This is a genomic window from Sphingomonas sp. Leaf10, from assembly GCF_001421245.1.
Lineage (GTDB): Bacteria > Pseudomonadota > Alphaproteobacteria > Sphingomonadales > Sphingomonadaceae > Sphingomonas.
The window spans coordinates 1,626-21,019 of sequence record NZ_LMKE01000034.1 but is presented as its reverse complement, the minus strand read 5'-3'; the positions used below and the strand labels follow the sequence as shown (position 1 = coordinate 21,019).

Annotated in this window: 19 protein-coding genes, 2 tRNA genes and 1 pseudogene; 11 read left to right on the top strand and 11 right to left on the bottom strand. The window is 67.7% G+C overall.

Annotated elements, in window-relative coordinates:
• Positions 1-203 precede the first annotated feature (203 nt).
• Complete coding sequence (gene recN / locus ASE59_RS17850; protein ID WP_056459608.1) at positions 204-1,868, top strand: DNA repair protein RecN; 1,665 nt, start codon at positions 204-206, stop codon at positions 1,866-1,868.
• Entirely contained in the window at positions 1,865-2,179 is a 315-nt protein-coding gene (locus ASE59_RS17845) for a hypothetical protein (protein WP_056459605.1), read from the top strand. Before recN ends, ASE59_RS17845 begins: the two co-directional genes overlap by 4 nt.
• Before the next feature lie 218 nt (positions 2,180-2,397).
• Here the strand turns inward: ASE59_RS17845 and ASE59_RS17840 are convergent, their stop codons facing one another.
• Together ASE59_RS17840 and ASE59_RS17835 are read right to left on the bottom strand one after the other, a co-directional pair.
• Complete coding sequence (locus ASE59_RS17840) at positions 2,398-2,577, bottom strand: hypothetical protein (protein ID WP_056459602.1); 180 nt, start codon at positions 2,575-2,577, stop codon at positions 2,398-2,400.
• A gap of 341 nt (positions 2,578-2,918) precedes the next feature.
• Complete coding sequence (locus ASE59_RS17835) at positions 2,919-3,563, bottom strand: DNA-3-methyladenine glycosylase family protein (protein ID WP_056460132.1); 645 nt, start codon at positions 3,561-3,563, stop codon at positions 2,919-2,921.
• A gap of 60 nt (positions 3,564-3,623) precedes the next feature.
• Between ASE59_RS17835 and ASE59_RS17830 the strand changes: the two genes are divergently transcribed.
• The gene (locus ASE59_RS17830; RefSeq protein ID WP_056459597.1) at positions 3,624-3,941 is read left to right on the top strand and encodes a 2Fe-2S iron-sulfur cluster-binding protein; all 318 of its coding nucleotides are present in this window, start codon (positions 3,624-3,626) and stop codon (positions 3,939-3,941) included.
• A 266-nt stretch (positions 3,942-4,207) separates the two neighbouring features.
• Here the strand turns inward: ASE59_RS17830 and rlmB are convergent, their stop codons facing one another.
• Positions 4,208-4,954 (bottom strand): 23S rRNA (guanosine(2251)-2'-O)-methyltransferase RlmB, encoded by a 747-nt coding sequence (gene rlmB, locus ASE59_RS17825; protein WP_056459594.1) that lies wholly within the window; start codon positions 4,952-4,954, stop codon positions 4,208-4,210.
• Between the two features lies 1 nt (position 4,955).
• Positions 4,956-6,551 carry a M20/M25/M40 family metallo-hydrolase gene (locus tag ASE59_RS17820; RefSeq protein ID WP_056459591.1) on the bottom strand — a complete coding sequence of 532 codons (1,596 nt, stop codon included), beginning with the start codon at positions 6,549-6,551 and terminating at the stop codon, positions 4,956-4,958.
• Positions 6,552-6,688: 137 nt separating this feature from the next.
• Between ASE59_RS17820 and ASE59_RS17815 the strand changes: the two genes are divergently transcribed.
• Both ASE59_RS17815 and ASE59_RS17810 read left to right on the top strand, forming a co-directional pair.
• A tRNA-Tyr gene (locus ASE59_RS17815) sits at positions 6,689-6,775 on the top strand.
• Positions 6,776-6,786: 11 nt separating this feature from the next.
• Entirely contained in the window at positions 6,787-7,140 is a 354-nt protein-coding gene (locus tag ASE59_RS17810) for a YnfA family protein (protein WP_235515835.1), read from the top strand.
• Positions 7,141-7,148: 8 nt separating this feature from the next.
• On the opposite strand, the gene ASE59_RS17805 is transcribed toward ASE59_RS17810, so the two are convergent.
• Positions 7,149-7,222, bottom strand: a tRNA-Gly gene (locus ASE59_RS17805).
• A gap of 162 nt (positions 7,223-7,384) precedes the next feature.
• Here ASE59_RS17805 and hisS point away from each other — a divergent pair.
• From hisS to ASE59_RS20815, 5 genes and pseudogenes are all read left to right on the top strand, one after another.
• Positions 7,385-8,731 carry a histidine--tRNA ligase gene (hisS, locus tag ASE59_RS17800; RefSeq protein ID WP_082458565.1) on the top strand — a complete coding sequence of 449 codons (1,347 nt, stop codon included), beginning with the start codon at positions 7,385-7,387 and terminating at the stop codon, positions 8,729-8,731.
• Positions 8,728-9,798: a peptide chain release factor 1 gene (gene prfA / locus ASE59_RS17795; protein WP_056459589.1), complete on the top strand. Its 1,071-nt coding sequence runs from the start codon at positions 8,728-8,730 to the stop codon at positions 9,796-9,798. Before hisS ends, prfA begins: the two co-directional genes overlap by 4 nt.
• Positions 9,799-10,023: 225 nt before the next feature.
• Positions 10,024-10,842: a peptide chain release factor N(5)-glutamine methyltransferase gene (gene prmC / locus ASE59_RS17790; protein ID WP_056459587.1), complete on the top strand. Its 819-nt coding sequence runs from the start codon at positions 10,024-10,026 to the stop codon at positions 10,840-10,842.
• Positions 10,843-11,085: 243 nt separating this feature from the next.
• A pseudogene (locus ASE59_RS20820) lies at positions 11,086-11,268 on the top strand (DUF4167 domain-containing protein); the annotation flags it as partial.
• Positions 11,269-11,667: 399 nt separating this feature from the next.
• Positions 11,668-11,991, top strand: a complete 324-nt coding sequence (locus ASE59_RS20815; protein WP_235515852.1) for a hypothetical protein — start codon at positions 11,668-11,670, stop codon at positions 11,989-11,991.
• Positions 11,992-12,056: 65 nt separating this feature from the next.
• On the opposite strand, the gene ASE59_RS17780 is transcribed toward ASE59_RS20815, so the two are convergent.
• The 6 genes from ASE59_RS17780 to tgt form a co-directional block, all read right to left on the bottom strand.
• Complete coding sequence (locus tag ASE59_RS17780; protein WP_056459580.1) at positions 12,057-12,662, bottom strand: DedA family protein; 606 nt, start codon at positions 12,660-12,662, stop codon at positions 12,057-12,059.
• Between the two features lie 36 nt (positions 12,663-12,698).
• A complete protein-coding gene (gshB, locus tag ASE59_RS17775) occupies positions 12,699-13,652 on the bottom strand; it encodes a glutathione synthase (RefSeq protein ID WP_056459577.1) in 954 nt (317 codons plus the stop codon).
• A gap of 54 nt (positions 13,653-13,706) precedes the next feature.
• A complete protein-coding gene (locus tag ASE59_RS17770; RefSeq protein WP_056459575.1) occupies positions 13,707-14,636 on the bottom strand; it encodes a cell wall hydrolase in 930 nt (309 codons plus the stop codon).
• 178 nt (positions 14,637-14,814) lie between these two features.
• Positions 14,815-17,643 carry a M16 family metallopeptidase gene (locus tag ASE59_RS17765; RefSeq protein WP_056459572.1) on the bottom strand — a complete coding sequence of 943 codons (2,829 nt, stop codon included), beginning with the start codon at positions 17,641-17,643 and terminating at the stop codon, positions 14,815-14,817.
• 117 nt (positions 17,644-17,760) lie between these two features.
• Entirely contained in the window at positions 17,761-17,961 is a 201-nt protein-coding gene (locus ASE59_RS17760; RefSeq protein WP_056459569.1) for a hypothetical protein, read from the bottom strand.
• A gap of 21 nt (positions 17,962-17,982) precedes the next feature.
• Complete coding sequence (tgt, locus tag ASE59_RS17755; RefSeq protein ID WP_056459566.1) at positions 17,983-19,116, bottom strand: tRNA guanosine(34) transglycosylase Tgt; 1,134 nt, start codon at positions 19,114-19,116, stop codon at positions 17,983-17,985.
• A 71-nt stretch (positions 19,117-19,187) separates the two neighbouring features.
• Between tgt and ASE59_RS20445 the strand changes: the two genes are divergently transcribed.
• The gene (locus tag ASE59_RS20445) at positions 19,188-19,349 is read left to right on the top strand and encodes a hypothetical protein (RefSeq protein ID WP_200913343.1); all 162 of its coding nucleotides are present in this window, start codon (positions 19,188-19,190) and stop codon (positions 19,347-19,349) included.
• Positions 19,350-19,394: the final 45 nt, after the last annotated feature.

The window sequence follows — 19,394 nt, the reverse complement described above, 5'->3', positions numbered from 1 at the left end:
GCCGGTTGTGGAGCGCACACCTTTCCTCGCGGGCCGACCCACCCCCAGCCCCTCCCTGTCAGGGAGGGGAGCGACACCCATCCCGACCCGACGCAACCACGCTTCTCCCGCCAGCGAGAGAAGTCGACCGGAACCACCCAAAACCGCCCCGTCCCACACGAAGGGGTTTGTTCTCCGGCTGTTCCACGGGTAAGGAGGGCGCGATGCTGACGGCGCTTTCCATTCGTGACGTGGTGCTGATCGAGGCGCTCGACCTCGATTTCGCCGCCGGTCTCGGCGTGCTGACCGGGGAGACCGGCGCGGGCAAATCGATCCTGCTCGATGCACTGGGCCTCGCACTCGGCGCGCGCGGCGATACCGCGTTGGTCCGCCACGGCGCCAAACAGGCGGCGGTGACCGCGATCTTTACCGCGCCCGCGCCCGACGGCCCGGTCGCGCGGCTGTTCGACGATAACGGCCTCGACCTCGAACCCGGCGAGCCGCTCATCATCCGCCGCATCGTCAAGGCCGATGGCGGCAGCCGCGGCTTCGTAAACGATCAGCCGGCATCTGCGGGACTGCTGCGGGACCTCGCCCCCTATCTGGTCGAGATACACGGCCAGCATGACGATCGCGGCCTGCTGAACCCGCGCGGCCACCGCGCCTTGCTCGACGGCTTCGGGCGGATCGACACCGCGCCGCTGACCCGCACCTATCGCGACTGGCGCGATGCGGAGGCGGCGCTGGGCGTGGCGCTGGCCGAAATCGAGGTGGCGCAGCGCGACCGCGATTGGCTCGAGCATGCCGTCGGCGAACTGACCGCGCTCGCCCCCGAAGCGGGCGAGGAAGAGGCGCTCGCCGAACGCCGCCGTTCGATGCAGCGCGCCGAGAAGGTCGCGGGCGACCTGACCCAGGTCGAGGAACGACTCGACGGTCCCAATGGCGCGCTGTCGGCGCTGCGACAGGCGGCGCGCTCGCTCGAACGCATCGCCGAGGCGCATCCCGCGCTCACCGAATCGCTCGCCGCCGTCGACCGCGCGCTGGTCGAGGCCGAGGCCGCCGAGACCGCGCTGCGCGATGCCGCCGATGCGCTCGCCTTCGATGCCGGCGCGCTGGAGGAGGACGAGGCGCGGCTCTTCGCGCTCCGCGCCATGGCCCGCAAGCACCGCGTCCAGCCCGACGACCTCGCCACGCTCGCCGGCGACCTTGCCGCCCGGCTGGCACTGCTCGAATCGGGCGAGGCCGGCATCGGCAAGCTGGAAGCGACGGTCGCGACCGCCCGTGCCGCCTTTGCCAAGGAAGCCGACCGCGTCCACGCCGCGCGCACCGAAGCCGCGACCCGCCTCGACGCCGCCGTCGCGGGCGAACTCGCGCCGCTGAAGCTCGACGCAGCGCGCTTCCGCACCGTCGTCGCCGATCTCGACGAGGGGCAATGGTCGTCCTCGGGCCGCGACCGGGTGGAGTTCGAAATCTCGACCAACCCCGGCGCCCCCTTCGCTCCGCTCGCCAAGATCGCCAGCGGCGGCGAATTGTCGCGCTTCATCCTCGCGCTGAAGGTCGCGCTGGCCGAAGAGGGCGGGGCGGCGACGATGATCTTCGACGAGATCGATCGCGGCGTCGGTGGGGCGGTCGCTTCGGCGATCGGCGACCGCCTCGCCCGCCTGTCGCGCGCGACGCAGTTGCTGGTCGTCACCCACAGTCCGCAGGTCGCGGCGCGCGGCGACCGTCACCTGTTGATCGTCAAGGCGCATGACGGCATCGTCACCCGCACCGGCGTGCGGCCCCTGTCGAGCGACGAACGCCGCGAGGAAATCGCGCGGATGCTGTCGGGCGCTGAGATCACCGACGAGGCGCGCGCCCAGGCCCGGCGACTGATCGAGCCGGCATGACCCACCCGCCGCGTACGCCCGACGGCCGCTATATCGTGGTCGACGGCGTGCTGTGGCGCGCGACGCGGCCGGACCTGTCGGAGGCGGAGCGAGAACGGCTGGTCAAGGACCTGATGAACGCCCGCCGCGCGGTCGGCACCGGCAAACGCGCGGACGACGACGCGGCGGTGGCGGCAGCGCGCAAGGCGGTCGATGCGGCCAAGGTGGCGCTTGGCGAACGCGGCCCGGTCTGGTGGGACGACGGCGCGCCGGATTACAACCGGCGGAAGGTCGAGAATACGCCATATGCCGACTGGTGGGTGGGGCGGTAGACCGGGACCAATTGCTCTCTCCCCCCCCTGGAAGGGAGGGGTCGGGGGGTGGGTTGGCCGGTTGGCAGGTGTAGCTTTGCCTTGCAGACCGACCTACTCCCAAACCTCCCTTCCAGGGCGGCGAGCAATCAGCCGACCTCATGGTCGAGTAGCGACTGTCATTATGGCATATGCGTCCGCTTCCGTCCGGATTCGCGCCATGTTGCTCCGAACGGTCGCTATTGCATCGAGACCGTGCCGCGTGGCGAGGCACCGCCTTCACCCAGTGCGCGCCCGGTCGAATAGCCGGCCAGCACGGAAAAGCTGAAGAGTATCATTGCCGCGACGATACCGAACCCGATCCACATGCCTTTCAGTGCCGCACGAAGGGGGAGCGCTTGGTCGGTACGTTCCGGCATGACGTTTCTCCGCAAGAGGCTGGTTCGCGAGCCTTACCGGTGCCGCGGCGATCGTCAACGCAGGCGCCGATGCTTGGAGTACGATGCCGCTGTCCTACAGGCACTCGACCTGCCATCCTCGACGACGCTTTTCGACAACCGCATCTGTCGATCTGCCCCGCAAAGTCACATGCGTCGCCCACAACGTGGCAAGTGTGACTTTTGTGAACTTATGCGGATTTCCGCTGTCTTTTCAGTGGCCCGTCACGGGCAAAGCCCGTGCCGTCGGACGGCGCTTTGGGCGCCGCCGGTCGGGCGCGGCTTGCGCCTCGGTCCAGCTTCGCTGGACCTCGGCCGCTGCGCTAGATCGCGCTATTCCCTGCCGTCCGCGTCGCCGGATCGAACATGTAATGATGCCACGCAAAGACCGTCGCGGCGCTGCGGTGCGGGCGCCATTTCTCGGCCAGTTCGCGGATCGCCTTTTCGCTCGGCCGTTCGGGCAGGCCCAATATCCGCCCGATCTCGACCTGCACCGCCAGGTCGCCCGCCGGCCAGACATCGGTCCGCCCCTCGGCGAACAGCAGGTAGATTTCGGCCGACCACCGCCCGATCCCCTTGATCCGCACCAGCTGCGCGATCGCTTCCTCATCGTCTTCGGGAAGGTTGGCGAGGTCGAGCCGCCCGCTCAGCACTTCGTCGGCAAGGCTGCGGGCATAGCCGGTCTTTTGCCGCGACAGCCCGGCGGCGCGCAGATCCTCGTCGCTGGTCGCCGCGATCCGCGCCGGATCGGTCGCATCGCCCAGTACTGCCTCCAGCTTCTTCCACACCGCATCCGCCGCCTTGTAGCTGACCTGCTGCCCGACGATGGTCCTGAGCAGCGTCGCATAGCCCCGCTCGCGGATGCGCGGCTCGGGATAGCCGGCATGCGCCAGCGCCACCCCGAACGCCGGCTCGATCCGCGCCAGCGCGTCGAGCGAGCTGCGCAATTGTTCGGCGGAAAGCCCCATGGACCGGTCCTTGAAAAGCATCGGCCGTCCCGGCATGGGGCGGCGACAGGAGAATGAACGATGCCCAAGCTTACCGTCGTCACCCGCACCGGGGAAGAACGAACCGTGGACGGCGACGCCGGGCTATCGGTCATGGAAGTGCTGAAGATCAACGGCTTCGACGAACTGCTGGCGCTGTGTGGCGGCTGCTGTTCGTGCGCGACCTGTCATGTCTATGTCGACCCGGCGTTCCTCGACCGCCTGCCGCCGATGAGCGAGGATGAGAATGATCTGCTCGATGCGGTCGATGACCGGCGGGCGACGTCGCGGTTGTCTTGTCAGGTGCCTTTTGAGGCGGGGCTGGATGGGCTTACCGTGACTATTGCGGCGGAGGATTAGAGACGAATTAGAGCAGCTAATTCGCACTGATCCCCGCCCGGCCGGCGGGCCATCGGCCCGACCGACGACATGGGCTTTGCCCATGTCAGCCCCCATTTTCTCAATCCCCGTTCAGTTCGAGCAGCTTCGAGCGAAGTCGAGAAGCGTCCGTCGAGAACCCCGCTTGCCCCGATCGCAAGCCCGCCATGGGCAAAGCCCATGTCGTCGACCGGGGCTACGCCCCGCCGGCCGGGCTTGGCGGGGTGCGAATTAGCTCTGCTAATTCGTCAGCCCGCCATCGCCACCGCATACAACGCGATCGCTGCCGCATTCGACACGTTCAAACTCTCTACCCGGTCAGAAATCGGCAGCTTGGCGAGGATGTCGCAATGCGCCTCGGTATTCTGCCGCATCCCCTCGCCCTCGGCGCCCAGCACGAGTGCGACCCGCTTCGGCCCCAGCGCCTGTGCCAGCGTCGTGTCGGTCTTGCCGGTCAGCCCGACGCGCCAATATCCGGCCTCGCCCAGCTCGACCAAGGCCCGCGACAGGTTCACCACCCGCACCCACGGCACGCTCTCCAGCGCGCCCGATGCCGAGCGCGCGACCGTGCCCGATTCGGGCGGGGCGTGCCGGTCCTGCGTGACGATGCCCAGCGCGTCGAATGCCGCCGCCGATCGCAGGATCGCACCGACATTGTGCGGGTCGGTCACCTGATCGAGCAACAGGATCGGGCGGTCGTCGTTCCGCCCCTGTTCGATCAGGTCGGCCAGCCAGATATCCTCCAGCGGGTCGGCCTCGATCACGATCCCCTGGTGCGGCGCGTCGGCGGGGACGAGGCGCGCCAGATCGGCGACCTCGGCATAGACCACCGGCACGCCCTCGGGCAGGACCAGCTGCGCGCCCATTTCGTGCGTGCACCAGATCTTGCGGATCCTGCGCTCCGGATTGTCCAGCGCGGCGAAGGCGGCATGCCGGCCCCAGAAGCGCGGACGCTGCGGCGAAGCCTTGCTGGGGCGGTGTCCTTTGCGGGCCATGTCAGTCTTTCTCGGGGATAGCGTAGGGGTCGGTGACGACCGGCTGGGTGGGCAGGGGCGGACGCGGCAGCGGCCGTTCGGCATTGGCCGCGCTCAGCAGCAGCGACGCGAGGATGATCGCGTTCTGTCGCATATCGGGGCCTTTCAGGTGGTCGTAGGTGTCGATGCTCGTATGGTGCAAGCGGCTGCCATAGTCGAGCGGGTCCTGAATGAACTGATATCCCTGCAGCCCGACCGACTGGAAGAAATAATGGTCGGTCGACCCCGTCCGCCGGTTGGCGACGGTGGTCGCACCCATCGATGTGAAGGGGCTGAGCCATTCGCGCAGCGTCGGCACGGCCGCCACATTGTTCTCGGCATTGATCCCGCGAATCTTGCCCGACCCGTTGTCGATGTTGAAATACGCGGTCATCGCATCATAGCCGGGCTTCTTCGTGATCGGGAAGCGTTCGGTCCAGCCATAGAAGCGCGCAAGGCCACCGTCCTTGCCGCCCGCCGGTTCGGGTCGCGCGGCAATGTGCCGCTCGACATAGGCGAGGCTACCGAGCAACCCTTGTTCCTCGGCATTCCACAGCGCGAAGCGGATGGTCCGCTTCGGTTTGACCTTCAACGCCGACAGGATGCGCGCCGCCTCCATCACGACTGCGGTTCCCGCGGCGTTGTCGGCGGCACCGTCGCCCGCGACCCAGCTGTCGAAATGCGCGCCGGCCATCACATAACCCGCCTTGGGATCGGTACCCGGCAGGTCGGCGATGATGTTGTAGGCGGTCGGGTCGCTGTCGTCGAAGCGGACCTGCGTATCGATCTCGATCGTCGGTGCCGCGCCGCCGACCGACAGCCGGGCGAGCCGGCGATAATCCTCCGCCGCGATCTCGATCGCCGGGACGGCCGGCGCAACCTCGCGCGTGAACAGATAGCCCGATCCGTGCAGCAGCTTGCCGTCGCGCGACGACATCGTCGCCATCGCCACCGCACCCTCGGCCTTCAGGAACGCATCGAGCTTACGCGCAAAGTCGAGCCGCTTGGCGCGGCGATCGGTGTCGGCCGGATCGAACACCGGTTCCTTCCAGCTATCGGCCTTGGCGAGATCCTCGCCGGTCAGGCGGCGGAACGGTGCCTCGCCCGGTTCCGACCCTTCGCCCGGCCGCGACACCATCACGACCTTGCCCGACAGCTTCCCGCGCCACTCGGCAAAGTCCGCCTCCTCGCTGATCGGCGCGACGATCACCGGCGCGGTGATGCGGCCGTTGGTGCCCGGCGTCCACGCGATCGGGATCGCGGTCAGCTGTACCGGGCGGGGCGTGACCATGCGCACGCTCGATCGCTCGATCGTCCAGCCGCGCCCGAACTCAAACCCTTCCTTGGTCGCGGTCAGGCCCCATTCGCGGAACTTCGCTTGCGTCCAGCGTTCCGCGTCGCGCATCGCCGGTGAATTGGGCAGGCGCGGGCCGATCACGTCGGTCAGGTGCTGGGCGATCGGCATCACCTGCGTATGGCTGGTGCCTTCGTCGATGATCCGGTTCATGGCGTCGCGATCGACGCTTTGCGCCGCCAATGGCGCGGCGATCAGGGTGGTGGCCAGCAGGATTGCGCGCAATTCGGGTTCCTCGCGTCAAAAAATATACGTCGATGACGCTAAGTTGCCCGACAAAGTGGCGCAAGGCGTTGACAGCGCCGTCCGGGGACGGCAATGGGCGCGCTCGCTCGGACGGCCAGCCCGTCCAAGCGGCGGCTGGACAGGTGGCCGAGTGGTTAAAGGCAGCAGACTGTAAATCTGCCCGGGTTTCCCGTACGCTGGTTCGAATCCAGCCCTGTCCACCACCGCCCGCGCTTTGGCGCGGCGGTGTTTCGCGGGAAGCAAGACGATCCCGACCCCCATACTCCTCGCCATCGCCGCGCTGCTCGAAATCGGCGGCTGTTTCGCCTTTTGGGCATGGTGGCGGCTCGACCGTTCGCCGCTCTGGCTGGCGCCGGGCATCGCCGCGCTGGCGGCCTTCGCCTGGGTGCTGGCACAGAGCGACGCCGCCGGCGCCGGACGCGCCTATGCGGCCTATGGCGGTATCTATGTCCTGAGTGCGGTGCTGTGGGGCTGGGCGGTCGAGGGACTGGTGCCTGACCGGTTCGACCTTGCTGGCGCGGCGCTATGCGTCGGCGGCTGCGCCGTGATCCTGTTCGGTCCGCGATAGGGAAGAGTTGGAGCGGGTAACGGGAATCGAACCCGTGTATTCAGCTTGGAAGGCTGCTGCACTACCATTGTGCTATACCCGCCCGCGCGCTGCGGCGTGGAGGCAACGCCCCTGCCACAGTCGGGCGGACGTGGTCAATGGTGTGCGTTCGCGGCACCTACGCCAAACCGGGTAGGCACGAACCCCGTACCCCCGCGCTAATCGCTGGCGTTCGGGCGGCGGACGCCATAAATACCGCCGCCCAATGGCCAAGATCACCACCCCCCGCCCCGTCCGGGGCACGCAGGACATATTCGGCGATTTCGAGCGGCGCTTCACCCATGTCGCCGACACGTTCGAACGCGTCCGCCGCCTATATTGTTTTTCCCGGGTCGAGGTGCCGGTCTTCGAATCGACCGCCGTGTTCGCGCGCTCGCTGGGCGAGACGACCGACGTCGTGTCGAAAGAAATGTATTCGTTCGAGGATCGCGGCGGCGATTCGCTGACGCTGCGCCCCGAATTCACCGCCGGCATCGCCCGCGCGTACTTGACCGAAGGCTGGCAGCAATATGCGCCGCTGAAGCTCGCGACGCACGGGGCAGTGTTCCGCTACGAGCGCCCGCAAAAGGGCCGCTATCGCCAGTTCCACCAGATCGACGCCGAGGTGATCGGCGCGGCCGAGCCGATGGCCGATGTCGAATTGCTGGCGATGGCCGATCAGCTGCTCCACGAACTGGGCATCGCCGATGGCGTGACGTTGCAGCTCAACACACTGGGCGACGCCGAGACGCGCGACACATGGCGCACGGCGCTGGTCGAGCATTTCGAGGCGCATCGCGGCGACCTGTCCGAAGACAGCCTCAAGCGGCTCGACAAGAATCCCATGCGCATCCTCGATTCGAAGGACCCGCGCGACCGCCCGATCGCCGATTCGGCACCCGGCATCGACGGCTTCCTGACGACCGAAGCGGCGGACTTCTTCGCGGCGGTGACCGGCGGCCTCGATGCGGCGGGGGTGAAGTGGACCCGCAACGACCGGCTGGTGCGCGGGCTGGACTATTATCGCCACACCGCGTTCGAATTCGTCACCGACCGGCTGGGTGCGCAGGGGACGGTGCTCGCCGGTGGGCGCTATGACGGGCTGATCGAAAGCCTTGGTGGCCCCGCGACGCCGGGCGTCGGTTGGGCGGCCGGGATCGAGCGGTTGGCGATGTTGTTGGGGGAGCCGGAGGTACCGCGCGCCGCTGTCTGCGTCATCCCGCGCGAAGCCGGGGCGGATACGCCGGCCATGGCGTTGTTGCAGGAACTGCGCGGCGCGGGTGCGGTGGCCGACATGGCCTATCGCGGCAACCTGAAGCGACGCATGGTGAAGGCCGATACGCAGGGCGCGTCGATGGTTGCGCTCGTTGGTGCCGATGGTGCGATTACCGTCAAGCTGCTGGCGACCGGGCGTCAGATCGACCTCGCCGTCGAGGATCGGGACGCGTTCCTCCACGCCGCCACGCTTTATTCATCGGGTCTGACCGATGGAGAGGTCGATAGTGAATCGGTGTTGGACGAAATGATCGGTGAATGGCGCGACGGCTTGTGGAAGGTATCGGATAGCGAATGACCATCGCTCCCGAACGCATCGCCCAGATCGAGGCGCGGCGCGACGAATTGGCGGCGCAGATGGCGACCGGCGACCTGCCCGGCGACCGCTTCGTCGCGGTGTCGAAGGAATATGCCGAACTCGAACCCGTCGCGGCAGCGGCGGGTGAGGTGCGGCGGCTGCGCGCGGAGAGCGAAAGCCTCGCCTATATGACGCAGGACGCCGATGACGATCTGCGTGCGATGGCGGTCGAGGAACTGCACGCCAACCGCCAGCAACTCGATGCGGCCGAACGAGCATTGTCGCTGGCCCTGCTGCCGCGCGACGCCGCCGACGAACGCGCGGCGATGCTCGAAATCCGCGCCGGCACCGGCGGCGACGAAGCCGCGCTGTTCGCGGGCGACCTGTTCCGCATGTACCAACGCTACGCCGACAATCGCGGCTGGCGGGTCGACTTGATCTCGGCATCGGTGTCGGACGCTGGCGGATATAAGGAAGTCGTCGCCAGCGTCACCGGCGCGGGGGTGTTCGCACGCCTGAAGTTCGAATCCGGCGTTCACCGCGTCCAGCGCGTGCCCGCGACCGAAAGCGGCGGGCGCATCCACACCAGCGCCGCCACCGTCGCCGTCCTGCCCGAAGCGGAAGAAGTCGACGTGCAGATCGACGACAAGGACTTGCGCATCGACGTCTATCGGTCGTCGGGGCCGGGCGGACAGTCGGTCAACACCACCGATTCGGCGGTGCGCATCACCCACTTGCCGACCGGGCTGGTCGTGATCCAGCAGGACGAAAAGTCGCAGCACAAGAACAAGGCGAAGGCGCTGAAGGTCCTGCGCACCCGGCTGTACGAGGCCGAACGCGCGCGCCTTGCCGACGAACGCGCCGGGACGCGCCGGTCGATGGTCGGTTCGGGCGACCGGTCGGAGCGCATCCGCACCTATAATTTCCCGCAGGGGCGGGTGACCGATCATCGCATCAACCTGACCCTGCATCGCCTGCCCGAAATTCTCGAAGGCGAGATGGAAGAGCTGATCGGCGCACTGATCGCGCAGGACGAGGCGGAGCGGCTGGCGACGCTGGATGCTTGATCGTTGCGAAGACACGAAGAACGGTAGATTTCGCGCAGAGGCGCTGAGGCGCAGAGAAGGCGCGCCCCGGGCGACCTTCCGCGCCGTAAGGCGCCTTCCGACTGGATTGCGATGCCGGTTGAGTGGGATCGCTGCGCGATCGGCCTTCGCAACCTCTCTGCGCCTCTGCGCCTCTGCGCGAAATCCAACCTTCTTCTTCGCGTCTTCGCGCCTTCGCGTGAACCCATGACCACGCTACGCCAAGCGCTGACCGAAGCAACGGCGCGTATCGCCGCCGTCTCCGACTCCCCCCGCCTCGACGCAGAACTGCTCGCCGCCCATGCCCTTGGCTGCACCCGCGAGGCGATGCTGCTCGCCCGGCTCGACGATCCGGTGCCGGAAGCGTTCGACACATTGGTTAAGCGCCGTCTGGCCCATGAACCGGTCGCCTACATCACCGGAATCCGCGCCTTCTGGACGATCGACCTGATGGTCGGCCCCGGCGTGCTGGTGCCGCGCGCCGATAGCGAGACGCTGATCGAGGCGGCGGTCGAGCATTTCGCCGGACGTGCGCCCGACCGCATCCTCGACCTAGGTACCGGGCCAGGCACGCTGTTGCTGGCGGCACTCGCCGAATGGCCGCAGGCGAGCGGGCTGGGGGTCGATGCGTCGGACACCGCGCTCGATTATGCCCGGCGCAACGCGGTGGCGCTCGGAATGGCCGATCGCGCCGTGCTGCGGCCGGGTGACTGGACCGCCGGGATCGACGAGCGGTTCGACCTGATCCTCGCCAACCCGCCCTATATCGGGACGGCGGAGGTGTTGCCGCAGGAGGTGGTCGGTCACGAACCGGCGGCGGCCTTGTTCGCCGGTGCGGACGGGCTCGACGACTACCGCCGGATCATTCCCGACCTGCCGCGCCTGCTTGGCTCCGGCGGGATCGCCGCGATCGAGATCGGCCATGAACAGGGCGATGCGGTCATGGCGCTGGTCGTGGCGGCGGGTCTGCCGGCGCGGCTGGTGCGCGATCTGGGCGGGCGGCCGCGCTGCGTGATCGCCGGTTGAAATCCACCGTTTCGGTGCCATATTTCCCTTGGATAAGCCGTGCGCAGCCGCTAAGACCGGCTCGGGGCAGGCACCATCGACCAAGTCGTTGATTGCGGGGCGTGGCTCCTTCCATCGTCATGTGCGCCACTGTCGTCCGGTGGTCATGGCAGGCGGACGGTGCCCATGCATCGCCTTGCGGATTTGCTCGCATCCGTGATCGATAGATCGACGGACAGGTAAGGACAGGACAACCAACCCTTGATGAACAATCGTCAGGCCGGCCGCCGTCGCGGTCGCGGTGGCCAGCGTCAGCCGGGAAGCGGCGGCGGCAACCCGCGTGACAACGGCAATCGCATCGACAATCGCGCCCGCGGCAACGCCGCGCAGTTGCTGGAGAAATATAAGAACCTCGCCGCCGACGCCCAACGCGCCGGCGACCGGGTGAACACCGAATATTATCTCCAGTTCGCCGACCATTATTTCCGCGTGCTCGAAGCCGGCCGCTCGCGTGTCGAGGAACAGCGTCGCGCCCGTGACGAGTTCGACGGTGCGGACGACGAGGATTTCGATCTCGACGAAAACGAGGCCGGCAACGATCGCGGCAACCAGCGTGACGACCGTGGCAATCGCGACGATCGCCAGCGCGAGGACCGCCAACAGCGCGCCCAGCGCGAGGATCGCTATGCCCGCGACGACCGCCAGCCCCGCGAAGATCGCGGCCAGCGCGACGACCGTGCCCCGCGTGAAGAGCGCCAAGCTCGTGAAGACCGCGCCCCCCGCGAGGAGCGGCAACCGCGCGAAGAACGTCAGCCCCGTGAACGGCTGCGTCGTGACGGTGGCCGCATGCAGCAGCCTGCCGCCGATCTCGGCGAACAACGCGGCATCGAAGGCGAAGTCGGTACCCAGCAGGTCGACGCGGCACCGGTAGCGGCGCCTGCACTGGCCGCCATGCCGGTCGCTGACGAAGCGCCCGAAGCCAAGCCGGTCCGTCGCCGCACGCCGCGCGCCCGCGTCGAAGCCGCACCCGCTGCGGTCGAGGAAGCCGCGCCGTCGATCGAAGCGGATCGCCTGCCGCCGGCATTGTCGGCCGCTGACGATGCCACAGAGCGTCCGCGCCGCCGTCGTCGTGTGCGCACCGAGGAAGAGGCCGTGCCGCCCGCCGCCTGATCGGGCACGTTACGGACGAAAACGAAATCGTCCCGGGTCAAACCGGGGCGATTTTCATTTGCGGCTCACCGCTGCGCGCGCGGTTTCCAGGTGATGACGCGGTAGATGTAGAAGATCACGATCGCGACCGACATGCCGATCGCGACCGGTCCGACATAATGATCGAGCTGTTCGAAGTTCGATCCCAGCCACAGTCCGGCATAGGCCAGCACCGCATTCCATACGATGCTGCCGGTGAAGGTCGCGAGGAAGAAGCGCCAGCGCGGCATGCACGCCATGCCGGCGGGCAGCGATATCATCGTGCGAAAGGTCGGCATGAAGCGGAAGACGAACACCGTCTTGCCGCCATGTTTGCGGAAGAAGCGGTGGAGCTTTTCGACATCCTCCCATTCGACCGTCAGCCACCGGCCCCAGCGATCGACGAACGGCTTCAGCCCATGATAGCCGAAGCGCCGCCCGATCGCGTACCAGAAATAATTGCCGGCCGTCGTGCCCGCCGTACCCCATAGCAGCAGCGGCACCATCGCCATGTCGCCGCGCGCCACCGCCATCCCGCCAAGGCCCATGATGACCTCCGACGGAATCGGCGGGACGACATTCTCCAGCGCCATCAACAGGAAGATGCCGATATAGCCGCCGCGCGCGATGGCATCGAGGATGAAGGTCGTCATGGCAGTTCGGAACGTGCGGCGCCGGCTTTCGTGCCGTTACCGCGCCGCGACGCGGGCCTCGATCGCTTCCCAGATCATGCCCGCGACGTCCGTCCCGTCGAACTTTTCGATCGCGACGATGCCGGTGGGGGAGGTGACGTTGATTTCGGTCAGCCACTCGCCGCCGATGACGTCGATCCCGACAAAGATCAGCCCGCGACGCTTCAGTTCCGGGCCGAGCGCGGCGCAGATCTCGCGCTCGCGCGGCGTCAGCTCGGTCTTGGCAGCGGTGCCCCCGACCGCGAGGTTGGAACGGATCTCGCCCGCGCCCGGCAAGCGGTTGACCGCGCCCGCGACCTCGCCATCGACCAGCACGATCCGCTTGTCGCCCTGCGCCACTGCCGGCAGGAACGCCTGCACCATATGCGGTTCGCGATAGGCGGTGTTGAACACCTCGATCAGCGACGACAGGTTCTGTGCATCGCTGTCGATCTTGAAGATCGCCTTGCCGCCATTGCCGTGCAGCGGCTTGACCACGATCGAACGATGCTCGGCGAGGAATGCGCGCGCTTCGTCGACCGATCGGGTGATGAGCGTCGGCGGCATGAAATGCTGATAATCAAGCACGAACAGCTTTTCGGGCGCATTGCGCACCGATGCCGGGTCGTTGACCACCAGCGTCCGGTCGCTGATCCGTTCCAGCAGATGCGTGGCGGTGATGTAGCCGAGGTCGAAGGGCGGGTCCTGCCGCATCAGCACGACATCGGCCTGCTCGCCAAGATCGAGCGAGACGGGATCGCCGAGCTTGAAATGGTCGTCGACCACCCGCTGCACCGTTACCGGACAGGCCCGCGTCCATACCCGGTCGCCCGACTGGTTCAGGTCGTCGGCCGCATAATGGAACAGCCGGTGGCCGCGCGCCTGCGCCGACAGCATCAGCGCAAAGGTGGAATCGCCCGCGATGTTGATGCCCGCTATGGGGTCCATCTGGACGGCGACGGTCAGCGACATAGGAATCTCCGGTGGTTCGCGGTTCAGGTAGGCGCGAGGCCTGCGAATGTCACGTCAGCGCAGCGGCTGCCCCGACTCCTTCCAGCGATCGAGGATTTGCGATTCGGCCGGCAGCGCCGTCGGTGCGGGCGTTGCCGTCGGTACTGGGGCAGGGAGGGCCGGTGCGACGGTCGGGGGCGGTATTGCCGTGGTCGGCAACGCGGTTGCGGGCAGGGGCAGCGAATGCAACGGTCCGGGCATCGGCTCGCCACCGATATAGCGGTCGCGGAACGCGGCGGACGTGCCCCACCAACCCTTCCAGCGGTGAAAGAAATGCGCGCCGAACACGCCGGTCATCACCAGCGCGCGGTTCCACGACGGCGTGACGGCGTAAGTATGGTAATGCGTCGCCAGCCCGACCGGGGCGAACACCTCGCCGGCCAGCGCACGCGCCGCGACCCTCCGAGCGCGCAGCCAGACCGCCGGTGCCGGGATACGCGCCATCGCTCCGTCGCAGGCGAAGCTGAACTGGCAACGCGGATGATCGGACCCCTGAAACACGACGCCGCACACCGTCGCCGGGAAGGCGGGATGCCGCACGCGATTGAGCACGACCTGTGCCACCGCGCGCTGCCCGGCATCGGGTTCGTTGCCGGCTTCGTAATAGATCGCGCTGGTCAGGCATTGCAGCGCGCGGGCGCGGTCGATTTGGGTGCCGCGCAAGACGAAGGGCTGGGCGGCACGGATCGAGGCGTCGGCAGTGTCGTTCGGCACCGGCAATGGCGGCAGGGCGGTCGTGCCGGTCTCGCCCCGGCGAACGGGCGCGTCGAGCAACAGCAACGCCGCCCCGGGAAAATGGTCGTCGGCTTCGTAGCCGAACCGGGCGGGCGGGGGAGCGGTTTGCGGTTCGCGGGGGTGGAGCCGGGCAAACGCAACAATCGCAAGAAGCAGCGCGATACCGCCTGCTATCCATCGGCTACGGACAAGGGTCGCAAACGCTGCCATGATGATGGCCCGTAATCGAAATATCTGCCGGCTTCGTGAACAAATCCTCCCCATTCAATGGGGAGGGGGACCAGCCGCAGGCTGGTGGAGGGGGGCATCCGCAAGCGGTGCGCTTGCCGCGATCCCCCTCCACCACCGCTGCGCGGCGCTCCCTCTCCCCGTGCCGGGTAGGATTTGATTACCGCAAGTCGGCACTCCCCAGATCGACCGACGCCGCCGGGATCACCACCAGCCCCGGATAGGCCGCGCGCAGCGGTTCGAGGAACTGCTTGGCATCGCCGACCACGACGATGCTCGCCACCTTCGGGTCCATTACCCGCGCCGCGACCGACTGGATTGCAGCCGGTCCGACCGCCTCGACCGAGGGGAGGAAGGTTGCGATCCGGGCGAGCGGCACGCCATCGGCGACATAGGTCGCGATGGTGCCGGCGATGCCGCTGGTCCGCTCGATCGTGCGACCGAAATTGCCGGTCAGCACCGCCTTGCGCGTTGCCAGCTCGGCTTCCGGTGCGGGTTCGCTACCCAGTCGGCGGAACTCGTCGGTGATGATCTTGACGACTTCGGGTGCCGACGGGTTCTTGGTCTGGGTCGACGCGCCGATCAGGCCGCCCACGCGGCGGGCATCGAGTTCAGAGCGCGCGCCATAGGCCAGCCCCCGCTTGATGCGGATTTCCTGGTTGAGCCGCGAGGAGAAGCCGACGCCCAGCGTCGCATTGGCGACGGCGGCGGGGAAATAATCCTTGTCGTCGCGGGCGATGCCGGGACGCGCGACGACCACGCCCGCCTGTCCGGCACCCGGCATATCGACGACGATCACGCGCGGTCGGGGCGCGGCATAGACCGGCGGGGCAGCCGCAGCCGCACCCCGCTCGGCCGTCCAGTCACCGAACAGGCGCGTCGCCAGCGCCGTTCCAGAATCGGCGGTCAGATCCCCGACTAGGATCAGCGTCGTCTCGTCCGGTTGCCACGCGCGGCGATAGGCGGACACCACGTCGTCGCGCGTGATCGCCTTCAGCGAGGCCGGCGTCCCGGTTGCCGGATGGCCATAGGGCGACGCTCCGAACACGGCGCGATCAGCGACCAGTCCCGCCAACTGCCCCGGATCGGTCAGCGCGACGCTGACCCCGTCGATGGTACGCGTCCGCAGCCGGTCGATTTCCGCCTGCGCGAACGCCGGGTTGCGCGCGACATCGGCAAGGATGGCGAGCGCGGGCGCGGCCTGTGCCGAACCGACGGTCAGGGTCACGCTCTGCGAATCCCAGCCTGCACCGCTGCCGATGCTGCCGCCGAGCGATTCGACCGCGCGCGCGATCTCGGTCGCCGAACGGGTCTTGGTCCCCTGCGTCAGCAGTCCGGCGGTCAGTTCACCGACCCCCGCCCGCCCTTCGGGATCGGCGACCGCGCCGCCGCCACCGACCAGCGCCGCGGTAACGACCGGTAACCCACGCTTCTCGACCACGACGACCCGCATGCCGTTGGGCAGGCGCCGCTCGATCGGCACCGGAATCGCGACCTGTACCGGCGCGGCGGGGGCGGGGGGCAGGATGCGCTGGCCTTCGGGGGCGGGCGTGTGGATGGCAATGCCGGGCGGTACGGCCAGCGGCGCGGTGACGACGCTGTCGGCGATGGCGATCGTGTCGCTCGCCGTATTCGCCGGCTTGGCGGTGTCGGGCAGATAGCGGATCGTCGCGGCGCGATTGGCGGCCAGCCACGTCTTCGCCACGCGCTGCACGTCCGCCGCGGTGACCCGGCCGATCGCGGCAAGGCCCTTGTCCGCCGCCTGCGGATCGCGCTCGACGATCACGCCCTGCGCCAGTGCCGATGCTTTCCCCTCCGCCGTCTCGCGCGACAGCAGTTCGGCGGTGGTGATCTCGTTCTTGGCCTCGGCCAGTTCGGCGGCGGTGGGCGGAGTCGCGATCAGGCTGGCGACCTCGCGCTTCAGCGCGGCCTCGCCGTCCGCCACCGACTTGCCGCCGGCAAGGATCGCATAGAGCGACAGCGTGCCCGGCCCCTGCTTGGCGTCGAGCTGCACGCCCACATCCTGCGCGATCTGGTCGCGATAGACGAGCGACTGGTGCAGCCGCGAATTGTCGCCGCCCGACAGGATCGCATCGAGCACTTTTAGCGCCGCCTGATCGGGATGGTTGGCGGGGGGCAGCGGATAGCTGATCAGCACGGCGGGCAGCAGCGTGTTCGCCTCGTACACCGTCTTCGTCACCGGCTGCTGGCGGATCGGTTCGTCGGTGGTGACGCGCGGGATCGGGCGATTGGGCTTGGCGATGGCGCCGAAATACTGGTCGACCCAGCGGTTCAGCTGCGCCGGATCGAAATTGCCCGCGACCACCAGCACCGCATTGTCGGGCCGGTAATAGGTCGCGTGGAAGGCGCGGATATCGTCGATCGTCGCCGCGTCGAGATCGGCGATCGACCCGATCCCCGGCCGGGCATAGGGGTGGCGGCTATACGACACCATTGGCGCGTACAGGCCGAACAGCTTGCCATAGGGCTGAGCGAGGACGCGGCTGCGCAATTCCTCCTTCACCACCTCGCGTTCCGACGCGAAGGTCTTGGGATCGACGACCAGCGTCGCCATCCGATCCGCCTCGGCGAACAACAGCCGTTGCAGGTGGTTGGCCGGCACCACCTCGTAATAATTCGTATAGTCGTCGGCGGTTGACGCGTTGTTGTATCCACCGACATCCTCGGTCAGTCGGTCGAGCTGTTCGGGCACCAGGTTGCGCGTCGCCTTGAACATTAGATGCTCGAACATGTGCGCAAACCCCGACCGCCCGGCGGGATCGTCCTTCGACCCGACATCGTACCAGACCTGTACCGACACGTTCGCACTCGACGTGTCGCGAATGGCATAGACGCGCAGGCCGTTGGGCAAAGTGCGTTCGGTATAGGTGATCGGCGGGACCGTCGCCTGCGCCGCCACGGCACGCCGCTGCGCATGGGCGGGTGCGAACAGGGCGGTCGAAATCAGCAGCGCAAGGCCGAGACGCATCGGGAAACTCCGGCAAGATTGGTGCCGGCGATGTGAGCCGCGTGGGCGGCAGGTGTCAACGTATCATCGGTAACCAGCGCCACGCCGGATCGACCGGCATGACGCTGCCATCGGTCATCAGCCCTTCTTGCGCCCCGCATTGGCGTAGAGCAGCGCGGCGGCGAGCGCGGCCGATCCGATGCCGATGCCGACGCCGATCGGCACCAGCGGCCATGCCTGCCCCTTTGACGGTTGCTTGGTGTCGGCGGCGGCGTCGGCGACGCGCTTGGCTTCCTTGGCCGCGGCGGCGACCTCGTTCAGTTCGGTCTTCTCGGTCATGATCCTCTCCCTCTTATGGCTCTAACGCTTCTCGGCGCCGTAGCGTGCCCGGAAATCGTCGGCGAAAACGGTCAGTGTGTCGCTGGCGATCGCGGCGCGCAGATCGGCCATCAGCGCCTGATAGAAATAGAGATTATGTTCGGTCATCAGCATCGCGCCGAGGATTTCGCCCGCGCGGACCAGATGATGGAGATAGGCGCGGCTGAAATTGCCGCACGTCGGGCAGGCGCATTCCGGATCAAGCGGTCCCGTATCCTCGGCGAACTTGGCGTTGCGGATATTGATCGGGCCGGAGCGGGTGAATGCCTGCCCGGTACGGCCCGATCGGGTCGGCAGCACGCAGTCGAACATGTCGATGCCGCGTTCGACCGCACCGACGATGTCGTCGGGCTTGCCGACGCCCATCAGATAGCGGGGTTTGTCGACCGGCAACTGGCCCGGCGCGTAATCGAGCACGCCGAACATCGCCTCCTGCCCCTCACCGACCGCAAGGCCGCCGACCGCATAGCCGTCGAAACCGATATCGATCAGCGCATCGGCCGACGCCTTGCGCAGCTTCTCATCGAGCGCCCCTTGCTGGATACCGAACAACGCGGCGCGCGACGCATGGTCCTCGCCCGAATCGAAGCCGGTGCGGCTGCGGCGCGCCCAGCGCATCGATCGCTCCATCGCCCGCGCCTGCACGTCGCCGGTCGAGGTCGTCGGCACCAGTTCGTCGAACGCCATGACGATATCGCTGCCCAGCAACCGCTGGATCTCCATCGACCGTTCGGGACTCATCAGATGGCGGGTGCCGTCGAGATGGCTCTTGAACTCGACGCCATCCTCCGACCGTTTGGTCAGTTCGGACAGGCTCATCACCTGATAACCGCCGCTGTCGGTCAGGATCGGGCGATCCCAACCCATGAAGGCGTGCAACCCACCCAACCGCGCGACGCGTTCGGCGCTGGGGCGGAGCATCAGGTGATAGGTGTTGCCGAGCAATATGTCGGCACCGGCGGCGCGCACGTCCTGTGGCTTGACCGCCTTGACCGTGGCGGCGGTACCGACCGGCATGAAGGCGGGGGTACGGATCTCGCCACGCTGCATGGCGATCGTCCCGGTGCGGGCGCGGCCGGAGGTGGCGGTGACGGTAAATGCGAAACGGGGCGGCATAAGGGGTCGCGTCATGCCGGACCTTGCCCGCGCTGTCGACCGTTGTCGCGGCTTCGCAAAGGAGAGACGACATGACCGAACCGCTCAACCCCGGCGACGACGCTGCCCCCGGCACCCCCGGTACGGGCGAGGACATCTGCCCGCGTTGCGGTGGCAAGGGCACGATCGAAGGCGGCGAGTGCCAGAATTGCGGTGGCACCGGCAAGGTGATCGAAGGGATCGGCGGCGCGTAAATCCTCCCTGCTCCGCGGGGAGGGGGACCAGCCGCAGGCTGGTGG

Coding starts and splice junctions, on each gene's coding strand:
- recN (WP_056459608.1), top strand. CDS start 204: ATGCTGACGGCGCTTTCCATTCGTGACGTGGTGCTGATCGAGGCGCTC.
- ASE59_RS17845 (WP_056459605.1), top strand. CDS start 1,865: ATGACCCACCCGCCGCGTACGCCCGACGGCCGCTATATCGTGGTCGAC.
- ASE59_RS17840 (WP_056459602.1), bottom strand. CDS start 2,577: ATGCCGGAACGTACCGACCAAGCGCTCCCCCTTCGTGCGGCACTGAAA.
- ASE59_RS17835 (WP_056460132.1), bottom strand. CDS start 3,563: ATGGGGCTTTCCGCCGAACAATTGCGCAGCTCGCTCGACGCGCTGGCG.
- ASE59_RS17830 (WP_056459597.1), top strand. CDS start 3,624: ATGCCCAAGCTTACCGTCGTCACCCGCACCGGGGAAGAACGAACCGTG.
- rlmB (WP_056459594.1), bottom strand. CDS start 4,954: ATGGCCCGCAAAGGACACCGCCCCAGCAAGGCTTCGCCGCAGCGTCCG.
- hisS (WP_082458565.1), top strand. CDS start 7,385: ATGGCCAAGATCACCACCCCCCGCCCCGTCCGGGGCACGCAGGACATA.
- prfA (WP_056459589.1), top strand. CDS start 8,728: ATGACCATCGCTCCCGAACGCATCGCCCAGATCGAGGCGCGGCGCGAC.
- prmC (WP_056459587.1), top strand. CDS start 10,024: ATGACCACGCTACGCCAAGCGCTGACCGAAGCAACGGCGCGTATCGCC.
- ASE59_RS20815 (WP_235515852.1), top strand. CDS start 11,668: ATGCAGCAGCCTGCCGCCGATCTCGGCGAACAACGCGGCATCGAAGGC.
- ASE59_RS17780 (WP_056459580.1), bottom strand. CDS start 12,662: ATGACGACCTTCATCCTCGATGCCATCGCGCGCGGCGGCTATATCGGC.
- gshB (WP_056459577.1), bottom strand. CDS start 13,652: ATGTCGCTGACCGTCGCCGTCCAGATGGACCCCATAGCGGGCATCAAC.
- ASE59_RS17770 (WP_056459575.1), bottom strand. CDS start 14,636: ATGGCAGCGTTTGCGACCCTTGTCCGTAGCCGATGGATAGCAGGCGGT.
- ASE59_RS17765 (WP_056459572.1), bottom strand. CDS start 17,643: ATGCGTCTCGGCCTTGCGCTGCTGATTTCGACCGCCCTGTTCGCACCC.
- ASE59_RS17760 (WP_056459569.1), bottom strand. CDS start 17,961: ATGACCGAGAAGACCGAACTGAACGAGGTCGCCGCCGCGGCCAAGGAA.
- tgt (WP_056459566.1), bottom strand. CDS start 19,116: ATGCCGCCCCGTTTCGCATTTACCGTCACCGCCACCTCCGGCCGCGCC.
- ASE59_RS20445 (WP_200913343.1), top strand. CDS start 19,188: ATGACCGAACCGCTCAACCCCGGCGACGACGCTGCCCCCGGCACCCCC.